The sequence below is a fragment of the Hymenobacter siberiensis genome (genome assembly GCF_018967845.1).
GTDB lineage: Bacteria > Bacteroidota > Bacteroidia > Cytophagales > Hymenobacteraceae > Hymenobacter > Hymenobacter siberiensis.
The window spans coordinates 203,624-223,309 of record NZ_JAHLZZ010000001.1 but is presented as its reverse complement, the minus strand read 5'-3'; the positions used below and the strand labels follow the sequence as shown (position 1 = coordinate 223,309).

The 19,686-nt window shown below is 59.8% G+C and carries 12 protein-coding genes, 1 tRNA gene and 4 pseudogenes; 5 read left to right on the top strand and 12 right to left on the bottom strand.

Features of this window, described 5'->3' with window-relative positions; translation table 11 throughout:
• Positions 1–61: 61 nt before the first annotated feature.
• Positions 62–613: a YceI family protein gene (locus KQ661_RS01040; RefSeq protein WP_216678950.1), complete on the bottom strand. Its 552-nt coding sequence runs from the start codon at positions 611–613 to the stop codon at positions 62–64.
• Positions 614–963: 350 nt separating this feature from the next.
• On the opposite strand from KQ661_RS01040, the gene KQ661_RS01035 reads away from it, so the two are divergent.
• The gene (locus tag KQ661_RS01035; protein WP_216685422.1) at positions 964–3,864 is read left to right on the top strand and encodes a hypothetical protein; all 2,901 of its coding nucleotides are present in this window, start codon (positions 964–966) and stop codon (positions 3,862–3,864) included.
• A 33-nt stretch (positions 3,865–3,897) separates the two neighbouring features.
• Here the strand turns inward: KQ661_RS01035 and KQ661_RS01030 are convergent, their stop codons facing one another.
• The gene (locus KQ661_RS01030) at positions 3,898–4,731 is read right to left on the bottom strand and encodes an alpha/beta fold hydrolase (protein ID WP_216685421.1); all 834 of its coding nucleotides are present in this window, start codon (positions 4,729–4,731) and stop codon (positions 3,898–3,900) included.
• A gap of 174 nt (positions 4,732–4,905) precedes the next feature.
• Here KQ661_RS01030 and KQ661_RS22995 point away from each other — a divergent pair.
• Positions 4,906–5,640, top strand: a pseudogene (locus KQ661_RS22995) (IS5 family transposase); the annotation flags it as partial.
• A 53-nt stretch (positions 5,641–5,693) separates the two neighbouring features.
• Here the strand turns inward: KQ661_RS22995 and KQ661_RS01020 are convergent.
• From KQ661_RS01020 to KQ661_RS01000, 5 genes and pseudogenes are all read right to left on the bottom strand, one after another.
• Positions 5,694–6,361 (bottom strand): annotated as a pseudogene (locus tag KQ661_RS01020) (IS5 family transposase); the annotation flags it as partial.
• Between the two features lie 293 nt (positions 6,362–6,654).
• Positions 6,655–8,298 carry a sensor histidine kinase gene (locus tag KQ661_RS01015; RefSeq protein WP_216685418.1) on the bottom strand — a complete coding sequence of 548 codons (1,644 nt, stop codon included), beginning with the start codon at positions 8,296–8,298 and terminating at the stop codon, positions 6,655–6,657.
• Positions 8,299–8,340: 42 nt separating this feature from the next.
• A complete protein-coding gene (locus tag KQ661_RS01010; protein ID WP_216678946.1) occupies positions 8,341–8,787 on the bottom strand; it encodes a hypothetical protein in 447 nt (148 codons plus the stop codon).
• Positions 8,788–8,799: 12 nt separating this feature from the next.
• Entirely contained in the window at positions 8,800–9,846 is a 1,047-nt protein-coding gene (locus tag KQ661_RS01005; protein WP_216685417.1) for a hypothetical protein, read from the bottom strand.
• A gap of 481 nt (positions 9,847–10,327) precedes the next feature.
• Positions 10,328–10,597: a hypothetical protein gene (locus KQ661_RS01000; protein ID WP_216685416.1), complete on the bottom strand. Its 270-nt coding sequence runs from the start codon at positions 10,595–10,597 to the stop codon at positions 10,328–10,330.
• Here KQ661_RS01000 and KQ661_RS00990 point away from each other — a divergent pair.
• A pseudogene (locus tag KQ661_RS00990) lies at positions 10,596–11,598 on the top strand (IS701 family transposase). The gene KQ661_RS01000 and the pseudogene KQ661_RS00990 sit on opposite strands and share 2 nt — an antisense overlap.
• Here KQ661_RS00990 and KQ661_RS21835 read toward each other — a convergent pair.
• The 3 genes and pseudogenes from KQ661_RS21835 to KQ661_RS00980 form a co-directional block, all read right to left on the bottom strand.
• Positions 11,526–11,926 (bottom strand): annotated as a pseudogene (locus tag KQ661_RS21835) (hypothetical protein). The pseudogenes KQ661_RS00990 and KQ661_RS21835 overlap by 73 nt on opposite strands.
• Positions 11,927–12,018: 92 nt before the next feature.
• Positions 12,019–12,168 carry a hypothetical protein gene (locus KQ661_RS21830; RefSeq protein WP_226915954.1) on the bottom strand — a complete coding sequence of 50 codons (150 nt, stop codon included), beginning with the start codon at positions 12,166–12,168 and terminating at the stop codon, positions 12,019–12,021.
• Positions 12,169–12,207: 39 nt separating this feature from the next.
• Complete coding sequence (locus KQ661_RS00980; RefSeq protein ID WP_216685415.1) at positions 12,208–12,930, bottom strand: GAF domain-containing protein; 723 nt, start codon at positions 12,928–12,930, stop codon at positions 12,208–12,210.
• 180 nt (positions 12,931–13,110) lie between these two features.
• Here KQ661_RS00980 and KQ661_RS00975 point away from each other — a divergent pair, with 180 nt between their 5' ends.
• The gene (locus KQ661_RS00975) at positions 13,111–13,662 is read left to right on the top strand and encodes an HNH endonuclease signature motif containing protein (RefSeq protein WP_216678940.1); all 552 of its coding nucleotides are present in this window, start codon (positions 13,111–13,113) and stop codon (positions 13,660–13,662) included.
• A gap of 56 nt (positions 13,663–13,718) precedes the next feature.
• Here the strand turns inward: KQ661_RS00975 and KQ661_RS00970 are convergent.
• Positions 13,719–13,790, bottom strand: a tRNA-Arg gene (locus KQ661_RS00970).
• A gap of 32 nt (positions 13,791–13,822) precedes the next feature.
• Positions 13,823–15,178, bottom strand: coding sequence for a Pycsar system effector family protein (locus tag KQ661_RS00965; RefSeq protein WP_226915673.1), 1,356 nt, complete (start codon positions 15,176–15,178; stop codon positions 13,823–13,825).
• A gap of 209 nt (positions 15,179–15,387) precedes the next feature.
• On the opposite strand from KQ661_RS00965, the gene KQ661_RS21825 reads away from it, so the two are divergent.
• Complete coding sequence (locus KQ661_RS21825) at positions 15,388–19,515, top strand: metallophosphoesterase (protein ID WP_226915672.1); 4,128 nt, start codon at positions 15,388–15,390, stop codon at positions 19,513–19,515.
• The last annotated feature ends 171 nt before the right edge of the window (positions 19,516–19,686 follow it).

Sequence of the window (19,686 nt, the reverse complement as noted above, 5' to 3'; positions counted from 1 at the left end):
GCTGCTCCCGAAGGAGCAGCCGCTTTTTTTATGGTTGGGAGCCGCCATTCGGCGAGTCCGGTTAGGCCTGCTTGGCAAACTGCACGTTGATAATCAGCTTCACGTCGTCGCCCAACACAATGGAGCCGGCTTCGGTGACGGCACCCCAGGTGAGGCCGAATTCCTTGCGGTTGATTTTGCCGGTTACCTCGAAGCCGGCCTTGTGGTTGCCGTAGAAATCGACGGCCGAGCCGCCGTATTCGGCTTCCAGGGTCACGGGCTTGGTTACATCTTTCACGGTCAGGTTGCCGGTCACCTTGTACTCGTTGCCGCCGGTGCTCACGAAGGAAGTCGACACAAACTTGATTTGCGGAAATTTGGCCGCGTCGAAAAATTCCTCGCCGCGCAGGTGCGCGTCGCGCTGTTCCTGGTTGGTGCTGATGCTCTCTACGTCGAGCGAAAACTCCACCTGGGCATTCTCAAACTTGTCGTCTCCGGCCGACTCCATCGAGCCCGCGAAGGTGCTGAACGAGCCTGTGACGGTGGAAATCACCAGGTGCTTGATTTTGAACTGAACTTCTGAGTGCATCGGGTCGAGCACCCATTTGGTGGCGGTGGCGGTGGTATCGGACATGGCGTTGGGGATTGAAAAGGTGAATTAGGATTACAAAGATAATCAATGTTGCTACATTTGATGTCGATACATGAATCATATTTTCAGCCCTATTGCCCGGCATCTAAATTAGTTCGGATACCGGGCGTGGCTGAGGCCTGCAACGAGGTCATGCTACTGATTTTCATCGTTTAGTGTCCTATATCGTGTGTTGCGTAGGCGGCTGGTTTGTAGCGTATTTAGCTTGTGCGGCGTTGCGTGGCTACGGCACAAGTCAAAGCGGGTGCTACTGCCCATCAGGAACTTGTCCGGCTTCTGCTGCCCCCGACATGACGTTCTTTATACCTCGTATCCCGAAGTCCGGTTATTCTATGCGTCGTTTGCTACTACCGGGGCTGCTGAGCCTGTTTGCCATTGCCCCGGCCCACGCCCAAAGCCTGCCCATTCTCTCCCAGAACCCGCCCGAGCTGCGCTGGCGCGAGGTGCGCACACCGCATTTCCGGGTGCTATACGCGGGCGGCATCGACTCGGCCGCGCAGCACACGGCGGCGCGGCTGGAGCAGCTGCACGGCCCCGGCGTGGCCACGCTGGGCGTGCGCCCGCGTCCCATTGCGGTGGTGCTGCAGAACCAGACCACGGTCAGCAACGGCTTCGTAACGTTTTTGCCCCGGCACGCCGAGTTTTTTACCACGCCGCAGCAGGGGTTCGGGCTGGGCACCGTGGACTGGCTCGATGGGCTGGCGGTGCACGAGTTCCGGCACGTGGGGCAGTTTGAGAAGGCCCGGCAGGGCGTGGGCCGGGTGCTGGGGCCGCTCTTTGGCGATGGGGCGCTGGGTATTGCGGCGGTAGGCGTGCCGCAGTGGTTTTTTGAGGGCGACGCTGTGGGCACCGAAACGGCCCTCACGCGCAGCGGGCGTGGGCGCATCCCCAGCTTCAACGTGGGCCTGCGGGCCAACCTGCTGGCTGGTCGCCGCTACTCTTATCAGAAGGCCGTGAACGGCTCATTGGTGGATAATGTGCCCGATTGGTACGTACTGGGCTACTTCATGACGTCGTACCTGAAAACCCACTACGGCCCCGACGTGTGGGCCAAGGTGCTGGATAACTACTACCGCTTCCCGTTCTATCCATTCTCATTTTCCAACGGCATCCGGCGCACGACGGGCCTGCGTGTAGAGCAGGTGTACGCGCGCAGCATGACGGAAATCGACTCGCTGTGGTGGGTGCAGCAGCGGGAGCAGCCGGCCCCCACGCCGGTGCGGGAGCTGAGGCAGGCCGGGGTGGGGAAAATCTTCACCCAATACCAATACCCGCAGTACGTGACCGACAGCACGGTACTGGCCCTGAAAACCGGCCTCGACTACATTCCGCAATTCGTGTTGCTGAGCCGGCACGGAGCCGAGCAAAAGGTATTCACGCCGGGCCAGCTCAACCTGCCCGAAATGCTGTCGGTGAACGGCGGCCGGGCCGTGTGGCCCGAGTACCAGCAGCACGCCCGCTGGGGCCAGCGCATTGCCTCGGAGCTGAAGGTGCTGGATTTGAAAACCGGCCGGCTCACGCGTATCGGGCGCGGGCAGCGCTACACGGCCGCCGCCCTCTCGCCCGACGGCCGCTGGCTGGTGGCCGCCCGCACCGATGCCGCCTACCACCACGCCCTGGTCATTCTGGATGCGGAAACCGGGGCCGAAATCCAGACCCTGCCCAACCCCGCCAACGACTTCTACCAGCAGCCCCGCTGGCACCCCGACGGCCGCTGCTTGGTGGCCGTGGCCCTGAGCAGCGCCGGTAAAACCATTGTTGTGCTCGAACCTTCCGGGCAGGGCCCCGCCGGGCCAGGCCCTGTCACGAGCGCCGCCCACAACCTGCTGCCCGTGGCCAACCTCAACCTGGCTAACCCGCAGCCCTGGCACGATTTCGTGCTCTACAATTCCTCCCAATCGGGCATCGATAATATTTACGCCGTGAGTGCCCGCACGGGCCAGACCTACCGCGTGACTTCGCGGCCCTTCGGTGCCTACCAGGTGGCCGTGGCGCCGGATGGCCGCACCCTGGCTTTTCACGACTACCGGGCCACCGGGGCGCGGGTGGTCGAAATGCCGCTCGATACCACCGCCTGGGTGCCCCTGCCCACCGCCACCGCCGATATCGCCGGGCCGTACGCGGCCGCCCTCACGGCGCAGGAACCCGCCGGGCAGGCTGTGCCGCGCCTGCTGGCCCGCCCCGATTCGGCCCTGCCACGCTACGGGGTGCGGCGGTATTTGCCGTTGGCGCACGCCTTCAACCTGTTCAGCTACGGCGTGGTGCAAAGCCCCAGCGGCAACGCCGTGAGCGTGGGCCTGCGCTCCCAGGATTTGCTGAACACCACGCAAGTATTTGCCGGCGTGGGCTACGACCAGACGGAGCGCACCTTCAGCGCCACCGGGGCGCTCAGCTACCAGGGCCGCTTTCCGGTGCTGGATGCCGACATAACCTACGGTGGGCGCGATGCGGCCATCATTTACCGGGGCACTACTTACCGCGACCAGTGGCAGTACGCCCGCCTCACGGCTGGCCTGCGGCTGCCACTCAACCTCACGCATTCCAAATATTTGCAGGCGCTCTCGCTCGGCACCTACTTCCTGCACGAGCAGGTGTACGGCTATGACCTGCCCGTCCGCCGGCTCTCCGAAACCGGCCCCAACTCGCCACTAAACGCCGTGCAGACCACTCTGAGCTACGTCACGCAGCTCAAGCGCAGCGCCCGTAGCGTGGCTCCCAGGTGGGGCGGCTCCTTTCTGAGCACTTGGCGCACCACGCCCTTCGGCACGGGGCTGGAGGCCCGGCAGTGGGCGGCGCAGGGCAGCCTGTACCTGCCGGGCCTGACGCGCAACCACGCCATTCGGCTGCGGGCCGGCTACCAGTGGCAGGACCAGCTGCAGTACCAGTTTGCGCCCGCCGTATCCATTCCGCGCGGGGAGGGCTACACCAGTTTTGACCGGTTGACCGTGGCCAGCTTCGACTATAACCTGCCGCTGGCTTTCACGCACTGGGAGCTGGGCCGCCTGCTCTACGTGCAGCGCCTGCGGGCCACCGTGTTCGGCGACGTGGCCCAGGGCAACGACTACCGGGGCACCGCCGCCCGCCTCAACTACCGCAACGCGGGGGCCGATTTGCTGCTGCTCTTCAACTTGCTGCGGCTGCGTACGCCCGTGGAGGCGGGAGTGCGGGTGGTATACCGCTCGGCGGTGCAGCAGTGGGTGGTCGAGCCGCTGGCGTTCAGCATTCGGCTGTGAATAAGTGGTATTGCCGGGGCTGTGAATGGAGGCCTACAGCATGGTTTCGTGGTGCAGGAAGTGGTCCATGGCCGAAAGGGTTTGCTGCGGGGCGCTGAGGTGGGGGAGGTGGCCGTTGGTTTCGATAACCACCATGCGGCTGTCGGCCAGCTGCTCGTTGATGTAGTGGCCCACGGCCAGCGGCGCGATAACGTCGTGCGCCGACTGCACGATGAGCGTGGGGATGGTGAGGAAGCCCAGCTCGGCGCGGGTATCGGAGAAAAAGGTGACGCGGGCGAAATGCCTGGCGATTTCGGGGTTGGTGCGCACGAAGCTGTTGGTGAGGGCCATTGCCAGCTCGGGCGAGTCCTGCTGGCCCGCCATTACGGGCGGGAAGCCGTGCGCCCAGCCGTTGTAGTCGGCCTCCATGGCAGCTAGCAGCTCATTAATATCCTTTTGTTCGAAGCCGCCCGCGTAGCCCTTCTCGTTGACGAAGCGCGGGGAGGGCGAAATCAATACCATTTTGGCGAAGCGCTGGGGCTCGCGCACGGCGGCAATTACGCCAATCATGGCGGCCACCGAATGACCCACGAACACGACATCGTGCAGGGCCAGGGCGCTGAGTACGCCCAGCAGGTCGGTGGCGTGGCCGTCGAGGGTGCTGTGGGAGGTGGTGGACTGGTAGGCGCTGAGGTCGGACTGGCCGGCCCCAATCAGGTCGAGCAGGATAACCTGGTAATGGTTTTCAAAGGCGGGGGCGATGAGGCGCCAGTCGTGCTGGTCGCCGCCGAGGCCGTGCAGAAAGACGATGGCCTGGGTGCCGGGGCCGGTAGCGCTGGAAATGGTAACATTGCTGCGGTCGAGAATAGGGCTAGCGGATGAAGTCATGGGGGCTAGAGCGTGAGGACAATCAAAGATTTATCTATTTACCTAAGCCAATCTAGCGTAGCACCAATATGCCAAAAGGCGAGGAAGGAAACGGCGGTTTTTTCGTAGCGGGTGGCTAGAGCGTGAGGACAATTACCTTTGCTTTGGCAATCGTTTATAACGAAGAAATTATTTATGCGAAGACATGAGATTAGCGATGCTCAATGGCTGGCGGTGAGCCCCCTTTTGTCGGGCAAAGCCACTGATTGCGGGGTAACGGGCAAAGACAACCGCTTGTTTTTCAACGCGGTCGTGTGGATAATGCGCACCGGCTGCCCGTGGGCCGACCTACCCGAACGCTTCGGCAAATTCAACACCGTGTGCAAGCGCTTCCGGCGTATGGCGACCAAAGGGGTTTGGGAGCGGGCCTTCCAGGCCCTGCAAGCCCCCGAACTGGACTGGGTCATGCTCGATTCGACCGTCGTGCGGGCGCACCAGCATTCAGCAGGCCAAAAAAAAGTACCGCCGCCACCGAGTGCCTCGGACGCAGCCGCGGGGGCATCGGCACCAAAATTCACGCCTGCGTGGAGTCGCTGGGCAACGCCGTGCGGCTGATTGCGACCGAAGGCCAGGCGGGCGACAGCCCGCAGGCGCTGCCCTTGCTGGCGGACCTGCAGCCGGGCAAAGTGCTGGCCGACACGGCTTACGACAGCGACGCGACCCGCGCCTATTGCACCGAAAAGGGCATCGAAGCCGTCATTCCCAGCCATCCTAACCGGGTAGAACCCTTGGCAATGGACGAAGAAACCTACCGCGACCGCAACAAAGTCGAGCGCTTTTTTGGCCGCCTCAAGCAATACCGCCGCCTAGCCACCCGCTACGAAAAAACCGCCGTTTCCTTCCTCGCCTTTTGGCATATTGGTGCTACGCTAGATTGGCTTAGGTAAATAGATAAATCTTTGATTGTCCTCACGCTCTAGGCGGCGGTATTGCTTGAGGCGGCCAAAAAAGCGCTCGACTTTGTTGCGGTCGCGGTAGGTTTCTTCGTCCATTGCCAAGGGTTCTACCCGGTTAGGATGGCTGGGAATGACGGCTTCGATGCCCTTTTCGGTGCAATAGGCGCGGGTCGCGTCGCTGTCGTAAGCCGTGTCGGCCAGCACTTTGCCCGGCTGCAGGTCCGCCAGCAAGGGCAGCGCCTGCGGGCTGTCGCCCGCCTGGCCTTCGGTCGCAATCAGCCGCACGGCGTTGCCCAGCGACTCCACGCAGGCGTGAATTTTGGTGCCGATGCCCCCGCGGCTGCGTCCGAGGCACTCGGTGGCGGCGGTACTTTTTTTTGGCCTGCTGAATGCTGGTGCGCCCGCACGACGGTCGAATCGAGCATGACCCAGTCCAGTTCGGGGGCTTGCAGGGCCTGGAAGGCCCGCTCCCAAACCCCTTTGGTCGCCATACGCCGGAAGCGCTTGCACACGGTGTTGAATTTGCCGAAGCGTTCGGGTAGGTCGGCCCACGGGCAGCCGGTGCGCATTATCCACACGACCGCGTTGAAAAACAAGCGGTTGTCTTTGCCCGTTACCCCGCAATCAGTGGCTTTGCCCGACAAAAGGGGGCTCACCGCCAGCCATTGAGCATCGCTAATCTCATGTCTTCGCATAAATAATTTCTTCGTTATAAACGATTGCCAAAGCAAAGGTAATTGTCCTCACGCTCTAGGCTAAAGCGTTAACTAATTGAACGGGATAACATACTACATATTTATGTTCGTTGGATTGACAGTATGATTAATAGTACTATAAATATTTTATAGACTAATGATTTTCGGTTTCATGCTAACAATTGAGCAGAGTTTTCTAGTCGGAATAATTGCGCGGTAGCGATTCTTCGATAAACTCAGCACGACGCTTTGCGATTTCAGGCGTCTGCTTTGCCTGGGCCCGGCGGGTTAGCTCAGGTGTACGCCACGGTGGGCAAGCTGATGGTGAAGGTGGTGCACACATCCGGCTGTGTTTCGACGGTGATGTGGCCCTTGTGGTTTTTTACGATGTCCTGGCTGATGAACAGCCCCAGGCCGGTGCCTTTGGAAGTGGGCTTGGTGGTGAAAAAGGGGGAGAACAGCTGTCCCTGCTCCACTTCGGAGATGCCCGGGCCATTATCCCGAATCCGAATTTGTACATCGGCTGCGTGAAATGCGGTGGTGACCACCAGTTGGGGCTGAAAACCGGGCGTTAGCCGTGATTTCTCCCGCACCGAATACAGCGCGTTGTTGAGCAGGCTGAACAGGACCGTGCTTATCTCGGCGGGCACTATCCTGGCCGCAACGTTTTCTGTGTTGGCGTCTTTCACCAGCTCCACGGGAATTGTGCGGTCGGCCTTATCCAGCCCCTTGCGATACGCCGCCAGCTGCTCGTCCACAAACGCGTTGATGTCGACTTCGACGAACTGCGCCGATTTGGCCTGGAGCAGCTTGTCCATGCTGCGCACTATCCGGGTCAGGCTCGCGCCGTGGTCGTTGATTTTGCTGGTATTGCCCGCCACTAGGGCCAGCAGCGGCACCAGCTCCGTCTGAACGTGGGCATCGGCGGCGTAGGGGGGCTGGGTAAGCAGCTGCTGGCACTCATCCAGCAGCTCGGCCGATATTTCGGCAAAGTTCTTCACGTAGCTCAGCGGGTTGAGTAGCCGGTCGACCAGCCCTTTGGTGAGCTGGCCAATGGAAGCCAGCTTCTCCTGCCGGATTAATTGCTCCTGGGTTTCGCGCAGGTCGGCCAGCGTTTTTTTCAGGCCTTCCAGCAAGTCGTCCGACTTCTTTTTCTCGGCCAGCAGCTCGCTGCTGCGGGCATCCAGCGCCTGGCGGGTGGTGGAGAGGTCGGTGACCATTTTGTTGAAGGCCGTGCCCAGCTCCCCAATCTCATCGCGCGAGTTGCTGGGCACGCGCTGCGTGAGGTCGCCCCGGCCCACTTTGGTGGCAGCATCGCGCAGCTTGAGCACGGGCACCGAAATGTTTTTCGCCAGTACAAAGCCAATGCCGATGCCGATGCTGAACACCACGAAGCTGAAAAACAGCGAGGTAATCCGAATCTGCCGCCGGCTTTGCACAATCTCCTGCGTGGAAAGGGCCAGCAGGATTTCGCCGCTCATGACCGGGGTACTAAAGCCCGCCCGCTTCACCACCGTGGAGTCGTTGGAGGCCGCGCCCACGTTTATCTTTTCCCCGGCGGGATAGGTTTTGAACACCGTGCGCGTGAGGCGGTAGCGGGCGTGGCGGGCGTCCCAGGCCGTATCGGTCTGGAGTAGGCTCACGAACTGCAGCAGTGGGTCCTGCTTCACAAAATCCATGGCGGTTTGCACGCCCTGGAAATTCTGTTCGGTCATGGCGATTTTCACGCCCAGGGCCACGGTGTTGGCCTGGTTCTGCACGTCTTTGTTGAAGTTGTTCAGCAGGCTGCGCTCCTGAATGGCGGGCAGGTAGAAAAGCACGAAAAAGGAAAACAGCAGCACAATGCTCGTTACCGCCAACCAGATTTTGGTCTTGACCGTGAGGCGCAAATGCCGGATAAGCTGCGGCAGGTAGGGGGTGCGGGCGTGGTTGGCCATGTGGGGCGGGACCTGGCGGAGCAGGCCGGAAAAACACGGTTGTTATAAAAATTTCTTCCCGTCGATGGTGATGGTTTTGCTGCTGGCCATGGGCTGGTTCACCACGCCAATGGCCCCGGTGGTCTGGGCTACGAACTCGGCCAACTCGGTTTCGGAGCTGAAGAAGTTGGGCGCGTCGGCCCTGCCCTGAAACACCAGCGCCAGCCAGTATTTATTCAGCTCGTTGGCGCTCATGTTGTATATTTTTTTGCTGGTGCTCTGGCCAATGGGCGTGGTGGTTTTCATCAGGGCAATTACCACTTTGCTGCCGTCGGGCCAGCGCAGCTTTTCGCCCTTCAGGGTCGATTTCAGCTGCGCCAGGTGCATCTCGGGCGGCACCCCTTTGCTGTTGCCGATAACCACCAGGTTCTGGTCCTGCGCCCGGGCGGGCGGGTGGCCGCACCCGATGAGCAGGAGCAGGCAGAACGTAAATCGATAAAGCCAGGCCATATCCATAACGAGTTAAAAGCCAACGGCTATCTGGAAGGTTACCTTGTCGGTGGTGGGGTACAGGGGGCTGTTGGCCCGTTGGTACTCCAGCTTCAGCACGGCCAGGTAGCTGAGCTCGTAGCGCAGCCCACCCACGAAGGATTGGGTTCTATTGGGCATGAAGTACACCTCCTGGTTGGCAAACCGAATGTCATCGAGCCGGATGTAGGGGATGAATTTCTCGGTGAGGCGCAGGCCCGCGTACACGTAGGTGGCCACGGCGCGCTGCAGGCCCAGGCTGTCGGAGCGGTTGCTGACCATGCTGCTCTCGGCCAGCAGCTCAAATTTCTTCGTGAAAATCGAATCGTTGTAGGAAATGGAGGCTGTCATGATGTCCTGGTTGATGCGGGTGAGGGCCACGGGCATCACCCCGCCCAAGTGGTTGTGCGCCGTGCTGCCCTTCGAGATGGCATCGTGGTAGAAGGACGCCCCGAGCCGCAGCCCGTCGGTGGGCTTGACGTGCACCGCCAGCGTAGTGGATTTGAACGGGTTGTTGTCCACCACATCGCCCGAGCCGATGCCGTTACCCACCATCACGTCGTAACCGAAGCGGAGGCGGCCCAGATTTTGCCCCTGCAGGCTCACGCCCGTGGTATGCAGCGGGATAATGCCTTGGGCAAACAGCAAAGGCCGGTCGATGGTGGGGAAGAACACCCGGCCGTGGTGGTAGGTATCGTTCCAGTAGTTGAGGGGCGTGTGGTGCTTGCCCAGCAGCACGCTGTGATTGCCGAAATAGTTGTATTTCAGAATAATACGCTCAACGCTGATGTTGAAATCGGTGGGCGACTCGGGCGAGTATTTGAACACGGTTTCGCCCAGAAATGACAGGCGCTCGGTGATTTCGGAGGTGATGAACAGGTCCTGCTCGCCGAGACCAAAGTTCACTTTGCCATTTTGGTAGTAGGTCACCGCATCAGCGAACCCCTTTATCTGCGTTCGTTGGGCCCTGGCGCGTGGGGCAGCGCCCAGCAGCAGCCCCAGCAGCAAAAGAGCAGTAAGCGAGTAATGAGGTATTTTCATACGCTTGGCTTTCGAACGGAAACGGGCTGGGAAGGACAGATAAGCAATGGCGGAGCGTGGTTAAGCGCCACACCCTGTTGCTATAATAATTCTTGCTTTAAAATGCATTATGTTGCCAATGCCTCAAATGTACTTCAATAATAGATTCTTTTAGTACAAATAAATAATGTGGGTAACATAGGACAGTTGCCCCCTGGAAGGACCACAGGTTTTGCCATACTGGCTGCTTTGTAAGGTGGGATGCCGTTCAACTTTCTGCGCAGCACTGATAAAGACATGCATGCCTTCACGCTGCTCAGCCGGCCGCTGCCCGCTCTACGCCGGCTACCCACAGGCCCGCCAGCTACTCAACTCCGGCGGCAGGGGCGGCCAGGAGAAACCGGCCGCGACGTAAGTTTCGGCAGGACTTTCAAAAAAGCCGCCCGCTTCCGGTTGGGAAGCGGGCGGCTTTTTTGAAAGTCAAGTGCCAAATAGTGTCTGCTTATAACTCGTATTCGAGCTTATAAGCTTTGTCATCCTTGCCATTTAGATTGAGGTCAACACTAAACGCATTGCTCTGCTTGTCTCGAATTACGGCTCCTGCGATGTGCACAACCTCAGCCCCATATTTCGTTTTGTCAATTCGAAACCCAAAAGGCCTAAATCCTTCGGTCACATTGCCGAATTGAGGGTCAACTACTTGCAGGTTTGCTATAAGCTGATTTTTATCATAGGACTTACGCAAAAGGTGTAACTTGAAAGGAAAAGCCATGAAAGTGACCGCACAACTTTACGGGCAATTTTTGGTGAGCAGCCAGGTGAATTACACGGGCACGTACCTGGCCGACCATCTGGAGGGCTTGACGCACGACAACGTGCGCTATTTTCTCAAGACCCGGCATTTCACGCCCCGTCAGCTCTGGCAGCAGGTGCGCCCGCAGGTGGTGTTCAGCGCGCGGGGCTACGTCTTGTTCGACGACACGGTGCTCGATAAGCACCACAGCCGACGCATCGAACTGGTCCGCCGCCAGTACAGCGGCAACGCCCACGGCGTGATTGCCGGCATCGGCCGTCACCTGCGTGTACGTCAACCCCGAAACCGACCAGTTCTGGCTCCTTGATTACCGCCTCTTCGCCCCCGACGTGGACGGCAAGACCAAGCTCGAGCACGTGGCCGACATGCTCGCGCAGTTGGCCCCGCGCGGCATTACCTACCGCACGGTCTTGATGGACAGTTGGTACGCCACCACGGCCCTGTTCAAGTGGCTGCTGGCAGCGGGCAAGACGTTTTATTGCCCGCTGAAAAGTAACCGCCTCGTCGATGATTCCGGCGGCCAAGAGCCCTACCAGCCGGTGGGCTGCCTGTGCTGGTCGAACGAGGAGGTAGCGCAAGGCAAAATGCTGAAAGTAAAGGGAATGCCCAAAGACTGCAAACTGAAACTCTTCCGTGTACTGGTGTCCACCCACCGGACGGACTACCTCGTGACCAACGAGGTGGAGCCCCGCGAAACGGCCGCTGCCGAACAAGAAAGCAGCGTCCGTTGGACGATTGAGCAGTTTCACCGCGAACGCAAGCAACTCACCGGCGTGCAGGCCTGCCAGTGCCGGCTGGCCCGCAGCCAACGCAACCACATCGCCCTGGCCGTGCGGGCCTGGACATGCCTCAAACAAGCCGCCTACCAGACCCAAAAAACGGTGTATCAACTCAAACAAGGGTTCTTAGATGAATATATGCGACACGAATTGAGGCAGCCCACGCTGGCGTTTGCGTAAGTCCTAACATTCTTGTCGGGGTAGTTGTAGATGCCGGCTATCATATCCAGAATGATGTGGGCCGGCTCGGTGCCCGGAAACGTGTATTGTTGTAAGCCCACGCGGGTGGTGGCCGTGCGCTCGGCGAGGATGTTGTGGTCGTCGAACTTCACCCGGTAGTAGGCCGGCTCGGCCACCTCGTTCTGGTGCGAGAAGGCGGAGCGGTATCCGGTCCGGGGCCGGTTGGCGGGGCCGGGAGCTGGAGTGGGCCGGTGGTGGGCATGAGCAGGAAATCACCCAAATTGGAGTGCCCCGTGCCGCTAAAGTGGGTATGATTGAAGCCGGCGATGCTTCGGGCGTCGTAGTGATGCCCCGCGCAGGACTGGTAGCCGTCGGGGTATACTTGGCGTTCAGCTCGTAGCTGAGCGTGGCGGTTTCGGGCTAGGACTGCACAATGCCGTAGGGCATAGTAGCGCTGGGGTAGGTGTGGCCCATCTTCTGCGTGCCCACCATGGGGTGCAGGTACTGGACGTGGTTTTCGAAGACTTTTTGGGCGGTGGCAGCTGCGGCGGCGAGCAGCAGGAGTTTCATGAGACGCAAGGTAAGAAAGGCCCTTGCGTGCACCGCGCCCTAGTGCAGCCGTTCCGTAAGCTGCTCGTGCAGCGCATCCACTACGCGCCCGATTTCTTCCTGCGTTGAGGTACGGTAGGCTACAGCGGCATCGGTTTCGGAGCTTTCTTCCCATTTAGCCAGCTCAGCCAGGGTGCCAAGGCGGTTCACGGAGGCCTCAATCTGGTCGTAGAGCGTGGTCCACAAGGTGGAACCGGGCTGGCTGCCGTCGGTATTTTCCGACTGAATGCGCAGGTCCAGCAGGCGTATCACAATGTCGGAAAGGCGCTCCAGCAGTGCCTGTTCTTCGGTGCCGAAGTACCGGGGCAAGCGGTCAATTACGCACAACACGCCCACCGGAAAGCCGCTGGCCGTGCGCAGCGGGCTGCCGGCATAAAACTGTAGATTCATCCGTTGCACGAAGCCGGGTTCGGCCAGCTCGCCGGGGGCGGTTTCGAGGTTTTCGAACACTGTGGTATCGCCTTGCAGAATGGCGACCGAGCACAGGCTCTCGTCGCGGGGCTCCCGGGCGGTGCCGGCGGGCAGGCCCACGTTTAGCCGAAACTGCACGGTGCTTTCTTCCACCAGCGCCACAATGGCAATGGGCACGTTGAAAAGCATAGCCGTGAGCCGAATCAGGTCATCGAACAGCGGGTTTGGAATGGAGGTAATGAGCTGATACGGGCGCAGAGCCTGCAGCCGGTGCGCCTCGTCGGCGGGGCGGCGGGGGTAGGAGTTAGCCATGATGAAGTGAACGAAGCACAAGGACCGCCGGGAGCTGCCAAAGACTTGTTTTTATACAATACACTGCAAATATTATGGTGTTAACCAGAAGTATATCGGGGGTATTTTGCTTGCTACGGTTCAAGCTTGCGTCTGAAATCAGGGGGATAAAAGATAGGAGCGGTGGTCCTTTTTTTTTCCTTGGCGCAGCAATTTGCCCGGCCTAATGCGGTAATTTCAGCCATGAATAACTGCCTGCACTGCGGTGCTAAAATTGCTAACGCAAAGTATTGCTCCCGCTCGTGCGCTAACCGTGTAAACGGACATCTATTTCCCAGCCGCAAACCCATTGCTCGCAGCTGCAAGCATTGCGGCGCCGCACTGCAAACCCGGCGTACTACTTGTGATAATTGTAACCCGAGCGTGGTTGATTGGACTACGGTATCGCTGCAACAACTCAAAACCAAAGCCCTACAACAGTACGCCGCCCAAATCCGCAGTCTGGCGCGCCTGGCGTACCGCAAATCAAGCCGGCCCAAAGCGTGTGCGGTTTGTGGCTACGATGTGCATTACGAAGTATGCCATATCAAGCCCATCAATGAGTTTTTACCCACCGATTTCGTCGCTGGGGTGAATAAACTGACCAATTTGGTGGCGCTTTGCCCCAATCATCATTGGGAGTTCGACCACGGGCGCTTAGCTGTTGCTCTCATCACTTCTATGGCAGAAAAGGAATTTGTATCCGGTGCATAAATAAAAATGCCGTTTTCGAATTGAAAACGGCATTTTTTAACTGTCTGAAAATCAAGTAGCCACGACGAGAATCGAACTCATATCAAGCGTTTAGGAAACGCCTATTCTATCCGTTGAACTACGCAGCCATGCTACAAAGATAAGAACATACGCCGCCGCCCTACGACTTATACAGCAGCGCGATGCCGAACGAGAGCGCCGTGAGAATAATGCCCACCAGAAAAATGGTGTAGCTGGTGCGCAGCAGGCGGTATTTGCGGGTGAGCACCTCGCCGAGGTAGTAAATGTCCGTCACCATGTTGGTGTAGAGCATGTCTTTCTGCTGCATAATCTCGCGCATGCCGCTCTGGAAATTATCGAGGTTGAGCTTGGTGAACTGCCCGAAGAACAGCAGGTTGACGCGGCGGTTGGTGGCAATTTCGGGGCTTTTCTTGAGCCAGTGGAAACTTGTAACATCGGGCTGGGCCGAGAGAATGGCCGTTGTCACCGAGCCCAGGGCCGTTATCAGGAGAATACTCACCGGAATGGCCAGCACGGGGTTGTTACCCATCAGCGGGGCCAGGCTGCCGGCCTTGCCTATTTTGGCCCCCAGGTAGGTGATGATGACCGAGATAAGCACCGCGTTGAGCTGAATCATCATGCTGGCCTTTTTGTCGGCCATGTCGCTCAGCTTCATGTGGTTCGAGTACATGGTGCGGAACATGGTTTCGATGCCGCGCTTGGGCTCGGCAAAGGTTTCGCTCTTTCCCCGGGTTTTCTTCTTGGTTTTTTTTTCCTTCTTCTTGAGGTGGTCGCGCTGGTCGTCGATGTGCTTTTTGAGGGCCTTCTTGTACCGGTCTTTGCCCGCTTGGGAGAAGTACTTGTGGGCCAGCATGAAGTTAAGCTGCAGCTCGGTCCACTCCGGCGTGGAGTAGGTTTTGTCGAGCACTAGCTCCCACTCGGTGCGCAGCAGCTCGGCGCGGGAGCGGTAGTCGTCGCGCGCCAGGTTGCTCATGTCGGCATCGACCAGGATTTTTTGCAGCTCGGTTTCAGGCGGCGAGTCGCGGTGCGTGGCCTTAATCAGGCCCTGAATCAGCTCGACGCGGGCTTTGGGCAGGTCGTGTTTGGCCAGCCAGGCCCCGGCCCGCTCCATGCTGCGAAACTCGTGGCCGTCGTACACATCAAGGTAGCCCGAGTCGTGAAACCAGGCGGCCAGCAGCAGGCTCTCGGTGTCGTCGGCGCTGAGGTTGGCGGCGGGGACCAGGGCGCGGCACTCCTTCACCACGGCCTCGGTGTGGCCCAGGGTGTGGTAGGTGAGCTTGGGCGATAATTCTTTGGCAAACAGGTCGGTGATGTAGGCCTGCGCCGCTTTTGTCAGGGCCGAGGTTTTGGCCTTGGGGGCTTTGTCGGCCTCTGCCGCAAGCGGCTCCTCGGGGGCGGGGGCCGCCGGGGGCGCGGCCGGAGCCGGGGTTTCCACCGATGCAGCCGGTGCGGACGCCGCAGAAGTTTCGACGGATTCGGGGATAATTTCTTTCATGATACGCGAAGCTACGGCGGCGCATTTGGCCGGTCCGCCGGCTTTCAACGCGAAGCGCCCGCCGGAAGTTGAAAACCCCGGCCAAACCGCACTGCCGTGCTTTGCGTATCGGGCGCTATGGCGCCGGACCTTTGCCGGCCGGCCGCCGTATTTTTGTATTTGTCCGGGTCCTGCGGCGTAGCCAGTTCTTCGCCTCGTAATTTTATTTCATGTACTTATTTCGCCGGTTCACTTTTCTGCTTGCTTGCTGCCTGCCGCTGGTTGCCACGGCTCAGCAAGCTGCTCTCAAAACCCCCAAAGCGCCCAAAGAGTCCCGCGGAACCCAGCGGGAGCTTCCCGAGCCCGGCGAGTCGGACCAGAACCCGCACACCAGCCGCCCCAACTACCGCAAGGCCGGCGTGAACTGGGCGCGCAATACGCCTCCGGACTCGACCCGCATCCGCTACCGCGTCTTCTTGATTGGCGACGTGGGTAATCCCATTCCGGTGGCCAAGGGCGGCGAGCCGAGCCTGAATTTCCTGCGTCAGGAGATAATGAAGGCCGGTAAAAACAGCACCACCATCTTCCTGGGCGACAACGTGTACAACTACGGCATGCCTGAGGAAGGGGCCTACGACCGTAAAAATGCCGAGGAGCGCCTCACCGCCCAGCTCGATATTTTCCGGGGCTACCCCGGCGAGAAGTACATGACGCCCGGCAACCACGACTGGATTCAGGGCACGGCCGGCGGCCTGGAACAGGTCAACCGCGAGCAGGCCTTTGTGGAGCAGTACATGCGCAAGGACTCGACGGCCTTCTCCTACACCGGCGACTTTTTCCTGCCCCGCGACGGCTGCCCCGGCCCGTTTGAGGTGCGCGTGCAGGACGACCTGGTGCTCATCGCCCTGAACTCGCAGTGGTTTCTGACGCCGCCCACCAACCGGCCTTTCGGCCTGAACGGGGCCTGCGGGGCCGATAACAACGATGACGTATTTGCGGCGCTGGAGGAGATTATTGCCCGCAATAAGGACAAGCACATTATGGTGTTTGCCCACCATCCGCTGTTCAGCGACGGCATTCATGGCGGTTACTTCACGCTGGCCGACCATATTTTCCCCCTGAGCATTGTGTTCAAATACGCTTTCATTCCGCTGCCCGTCATTGGCTCGATTTACCCGTTTGCGCGCAAGTACGGCGGCATCAGCCAGGACATTCCGCACCCCATGTACCAGGCCTACCGTAAGGGTCTGCTCGATATTTTTGCCAAATACCCCAACGTGGTGTACGCCGCCGGGCACGAGCACAATCTGCAATACTACACGGAGGGCAGCACGCACTTCATCACCAGCGGCTCGGGCTGCAAAACCCAGCACGTGAAGCCCGGGGACGGCGGCGGGGCCATTTTCTCGGATAAGGAGAAGGGCTTTGCCGTGGTGAACTACTACGACGACGGCCAGGTGTGGAGCGAGTACTTCATTCCGCAGGGCAATGGCCAGACGGCCCGCCGCGTGTTCCGCACGCCGATGTATGCCAAAACCACGGGCACCATTGCCACCACGCCCGCCGAGCCCCTTTCCGAAACGGTGCTGACCACCACCAATGGCCAGGCCGGCGGCCAGAAGCTGCCCCAGACGGAAGCGGCCATTGAGGAAAAGAAAAAGGACAAGAAAAAGAAGCAGCAAAAGGCCGAAGCCGCCATCGCCAAGGCCCCGATTCCGACCACGCGCCCCGACTACCGCGACAGCTCCGTGACGGTGGCCATCAACGCGAACTACGACCGCCACGGCGGTTTTCACAACTGGCTGCTGGGCGAGCATTACCGCAAGGAGTGGGCCACGCCCGTGAAATTCCGCACCCTGGACCTGGCCAACGATAAAGACGGCCTGATGCCCTACAAAACCGGCGGCGGCAAGCAAACCGCCTCGCTGAAAGTGCGCAACGAGGTGGGCTACAACTTCACCCTGCGCGGCATCGACAAAGACCCCGCCGCCGTGCTGCCCGAGCAGCTGCGCACCGGCCTGGCCAAGGCCGTGCTGCAGGACCAGATTTCGGCCCAGCACCCGTATGCGTCGTTTGTGCTGCCGCCGCTGGGCACGGCAGCCGGCATTCTGCACACCAACCCGGTGCCGGTCTACATTCCGCAGGACCCCTTGCTGGGGCAGTACTACGCGCAGTTTGCCAACCTGCCCGCCGCCTTGGAAGAAGACGCCAAGGACAGCCAGGACAATGTGGCCAGCCTGGGCTTCGCCAAAAACCTGGTGGGCACCGAGAAGATGCTGACCCGCCTGCTCGACGACAACGACAACCAGGTGAACCAGAAAGCCTTCGCCCGCTCGCGCCTCTTCGATATGTGGATTGGCGACTGGGACCGGCACGAGGACCAGTGGCGCTGGAGCGAAACGAAGGATAAGGGCGGCGACCGCACCTTCACGGCCGTGCCCGAAGACCGCGACATTGCCTTCTTTAAGGGCGATGGCGTGCTGCCCTATATCATTTCGCGCAGGTTTGCCATCCGCAACTTCCAGAACTTCGGGTATGACTACGCCGACTATAAGGGCCTGAACCAGACCGGTATGAGCAACGACCGGGTGTTTATGAGCGCCGTGACCCGCCAGGACTGGATAAAGGAAGCCGATTACATGAAAGCCCACCTCACCGATGAGGTAATCGAGAAGGCCTTCCGCGATAAATGGCCCAAGGAAATTTACGACCTGCACGGCAAGGAAATCATCGCCAAGCTGAAAAGCCGCCGCGACCTGCTGCCCGACGTGGCCGGTAAGTACGCCGACTTGTTGGCCGAAATAGTGGAAGTGCGCGGCTCCAAAAAGAACGAGAAGTTTACCGTGGAGCGCCTTGCCGACCGCAAAACCCGCGTGGTGATGCAGAAGATTAACAAGGATGGCAAGCTGACCAAAATCCTCTACGACCGCACCTTCGACGATGCCGTGACCGACGAGGTACGCCTCTACGGCATTGCCGGCAAAGACGTGTACGACGTGAAGGGCGACGTGAAGCGCGGCGTGAAGCTGCGCATCATCGCCGGTACAGGCCGCGACTCCATCACCACCCGCGACCACGTGGGCGGCCTGCTCCACAAAACCCAGATTTACGACGCCGATTCCGGCAACGTTATCAACACCAGCTCCGAAGCCCGCCAGCGCCTGGAGCCCGGCTACGAGGTGAGCCGCTACGACTACCCGCACCGCTTTGACCTGAAGGATTACCGCCTCGACTACGTGGGCCCGGCCCTGTACTTCGGCTACAACATTGACGATGGCGTGCTGCTGGGCGGCGGCGTGACCTACCGGCACTACGGCTTCCGCCGCGAGCCGTATTCGTGGGAGCAGAGCATCACGGCCAACTTCGCGCCGGCTCGCGCGGCTTACAACATCCGCTACATGGGCCAGTTTACCCGTATTTTCAAGAATACCGACCTGCACATTGCCGCCCAGTACTACGGCCCGCAGCTGCTGTACAACTTCTTCGGCATTGGCAACAACACGGTGAACCTGGCTACCAAGGATGAGAACCGGGGCGTGGTTACCAACCGCAGCGTGAACAGCGCCTACCGCGTGCGCTTCAACCGGCTCACCATTGCGCCCACCTTCGAGCGCAAGCTGTTCAACTTCCTTAAGTTCGGCATCGGGCCGCAGTACGACCAGTTCCGCATCGAGCAAGACCCCATCGGCTCGGTTATCAAAGACAGCCTGACCAACAAGAGCGGGGTGACCACCTACGAAAACCGCCGCTTCGGCGTGCGCGCCTCCGATTTCCAGACCAACCAGTACCTCGGCGGCCTGATGTACCTGAACCTCGACGCCAGCTCCTCGGCCAAAAACCCCCGCATCGGCCTGCGCTGGTACAACGAGTACCAGTATAACTGGCAGCTCAACAGCGAAAGCCTGAGCTTTGGGCGCTTCAGCACCGAGGTACGGGCCTACCTCACGCCCAACTTCCCCTTCCACCTCACCTACGCTGGCCGCATTGGCTACCAGCACAACTTCGGCGACTACCGCTTTTACCAGGCCAACACCTTGGGCGGCACCACCAACCTGCGGGGCTACCGCCGCACCCGCTTCGCGGGCCGCACGGCTGTGTATGCCAACTTTGAGCCGCGCCTGGAGCTGTTTTCCTTCAATGCCTACCTCTTCCCCGGCAAGTTTGGCGTGATGGGCCTGGCCGATATCGGCCGCGTATATTCCGACAACGACACCGGCACTTATACCGGCCTAAATGCCTTCCACAGCGGTTTCGGCGGCGGCATCTACGTCGATATCCTCAAGGCAGCCATCATCAATGCCACCTACTCGGTAGGCGAGGAGAAGCTGGTGTTCGTCGGGTTCGACTTCCTGTTCTAATGTATTGTTAGTGCAGGGTTTATGGCCGACTAATAATGACTTATCCCTCTGAGAGCCGTCCACTTGGGCGGCTCTTTTGTTTTACCGTAATTTTTTTACTGAGTCTAAAATGAAAACTCGGTGAGTTTTCCCGATTGATTAGCGGGTAAATAATGGAATAAGATAATAGAT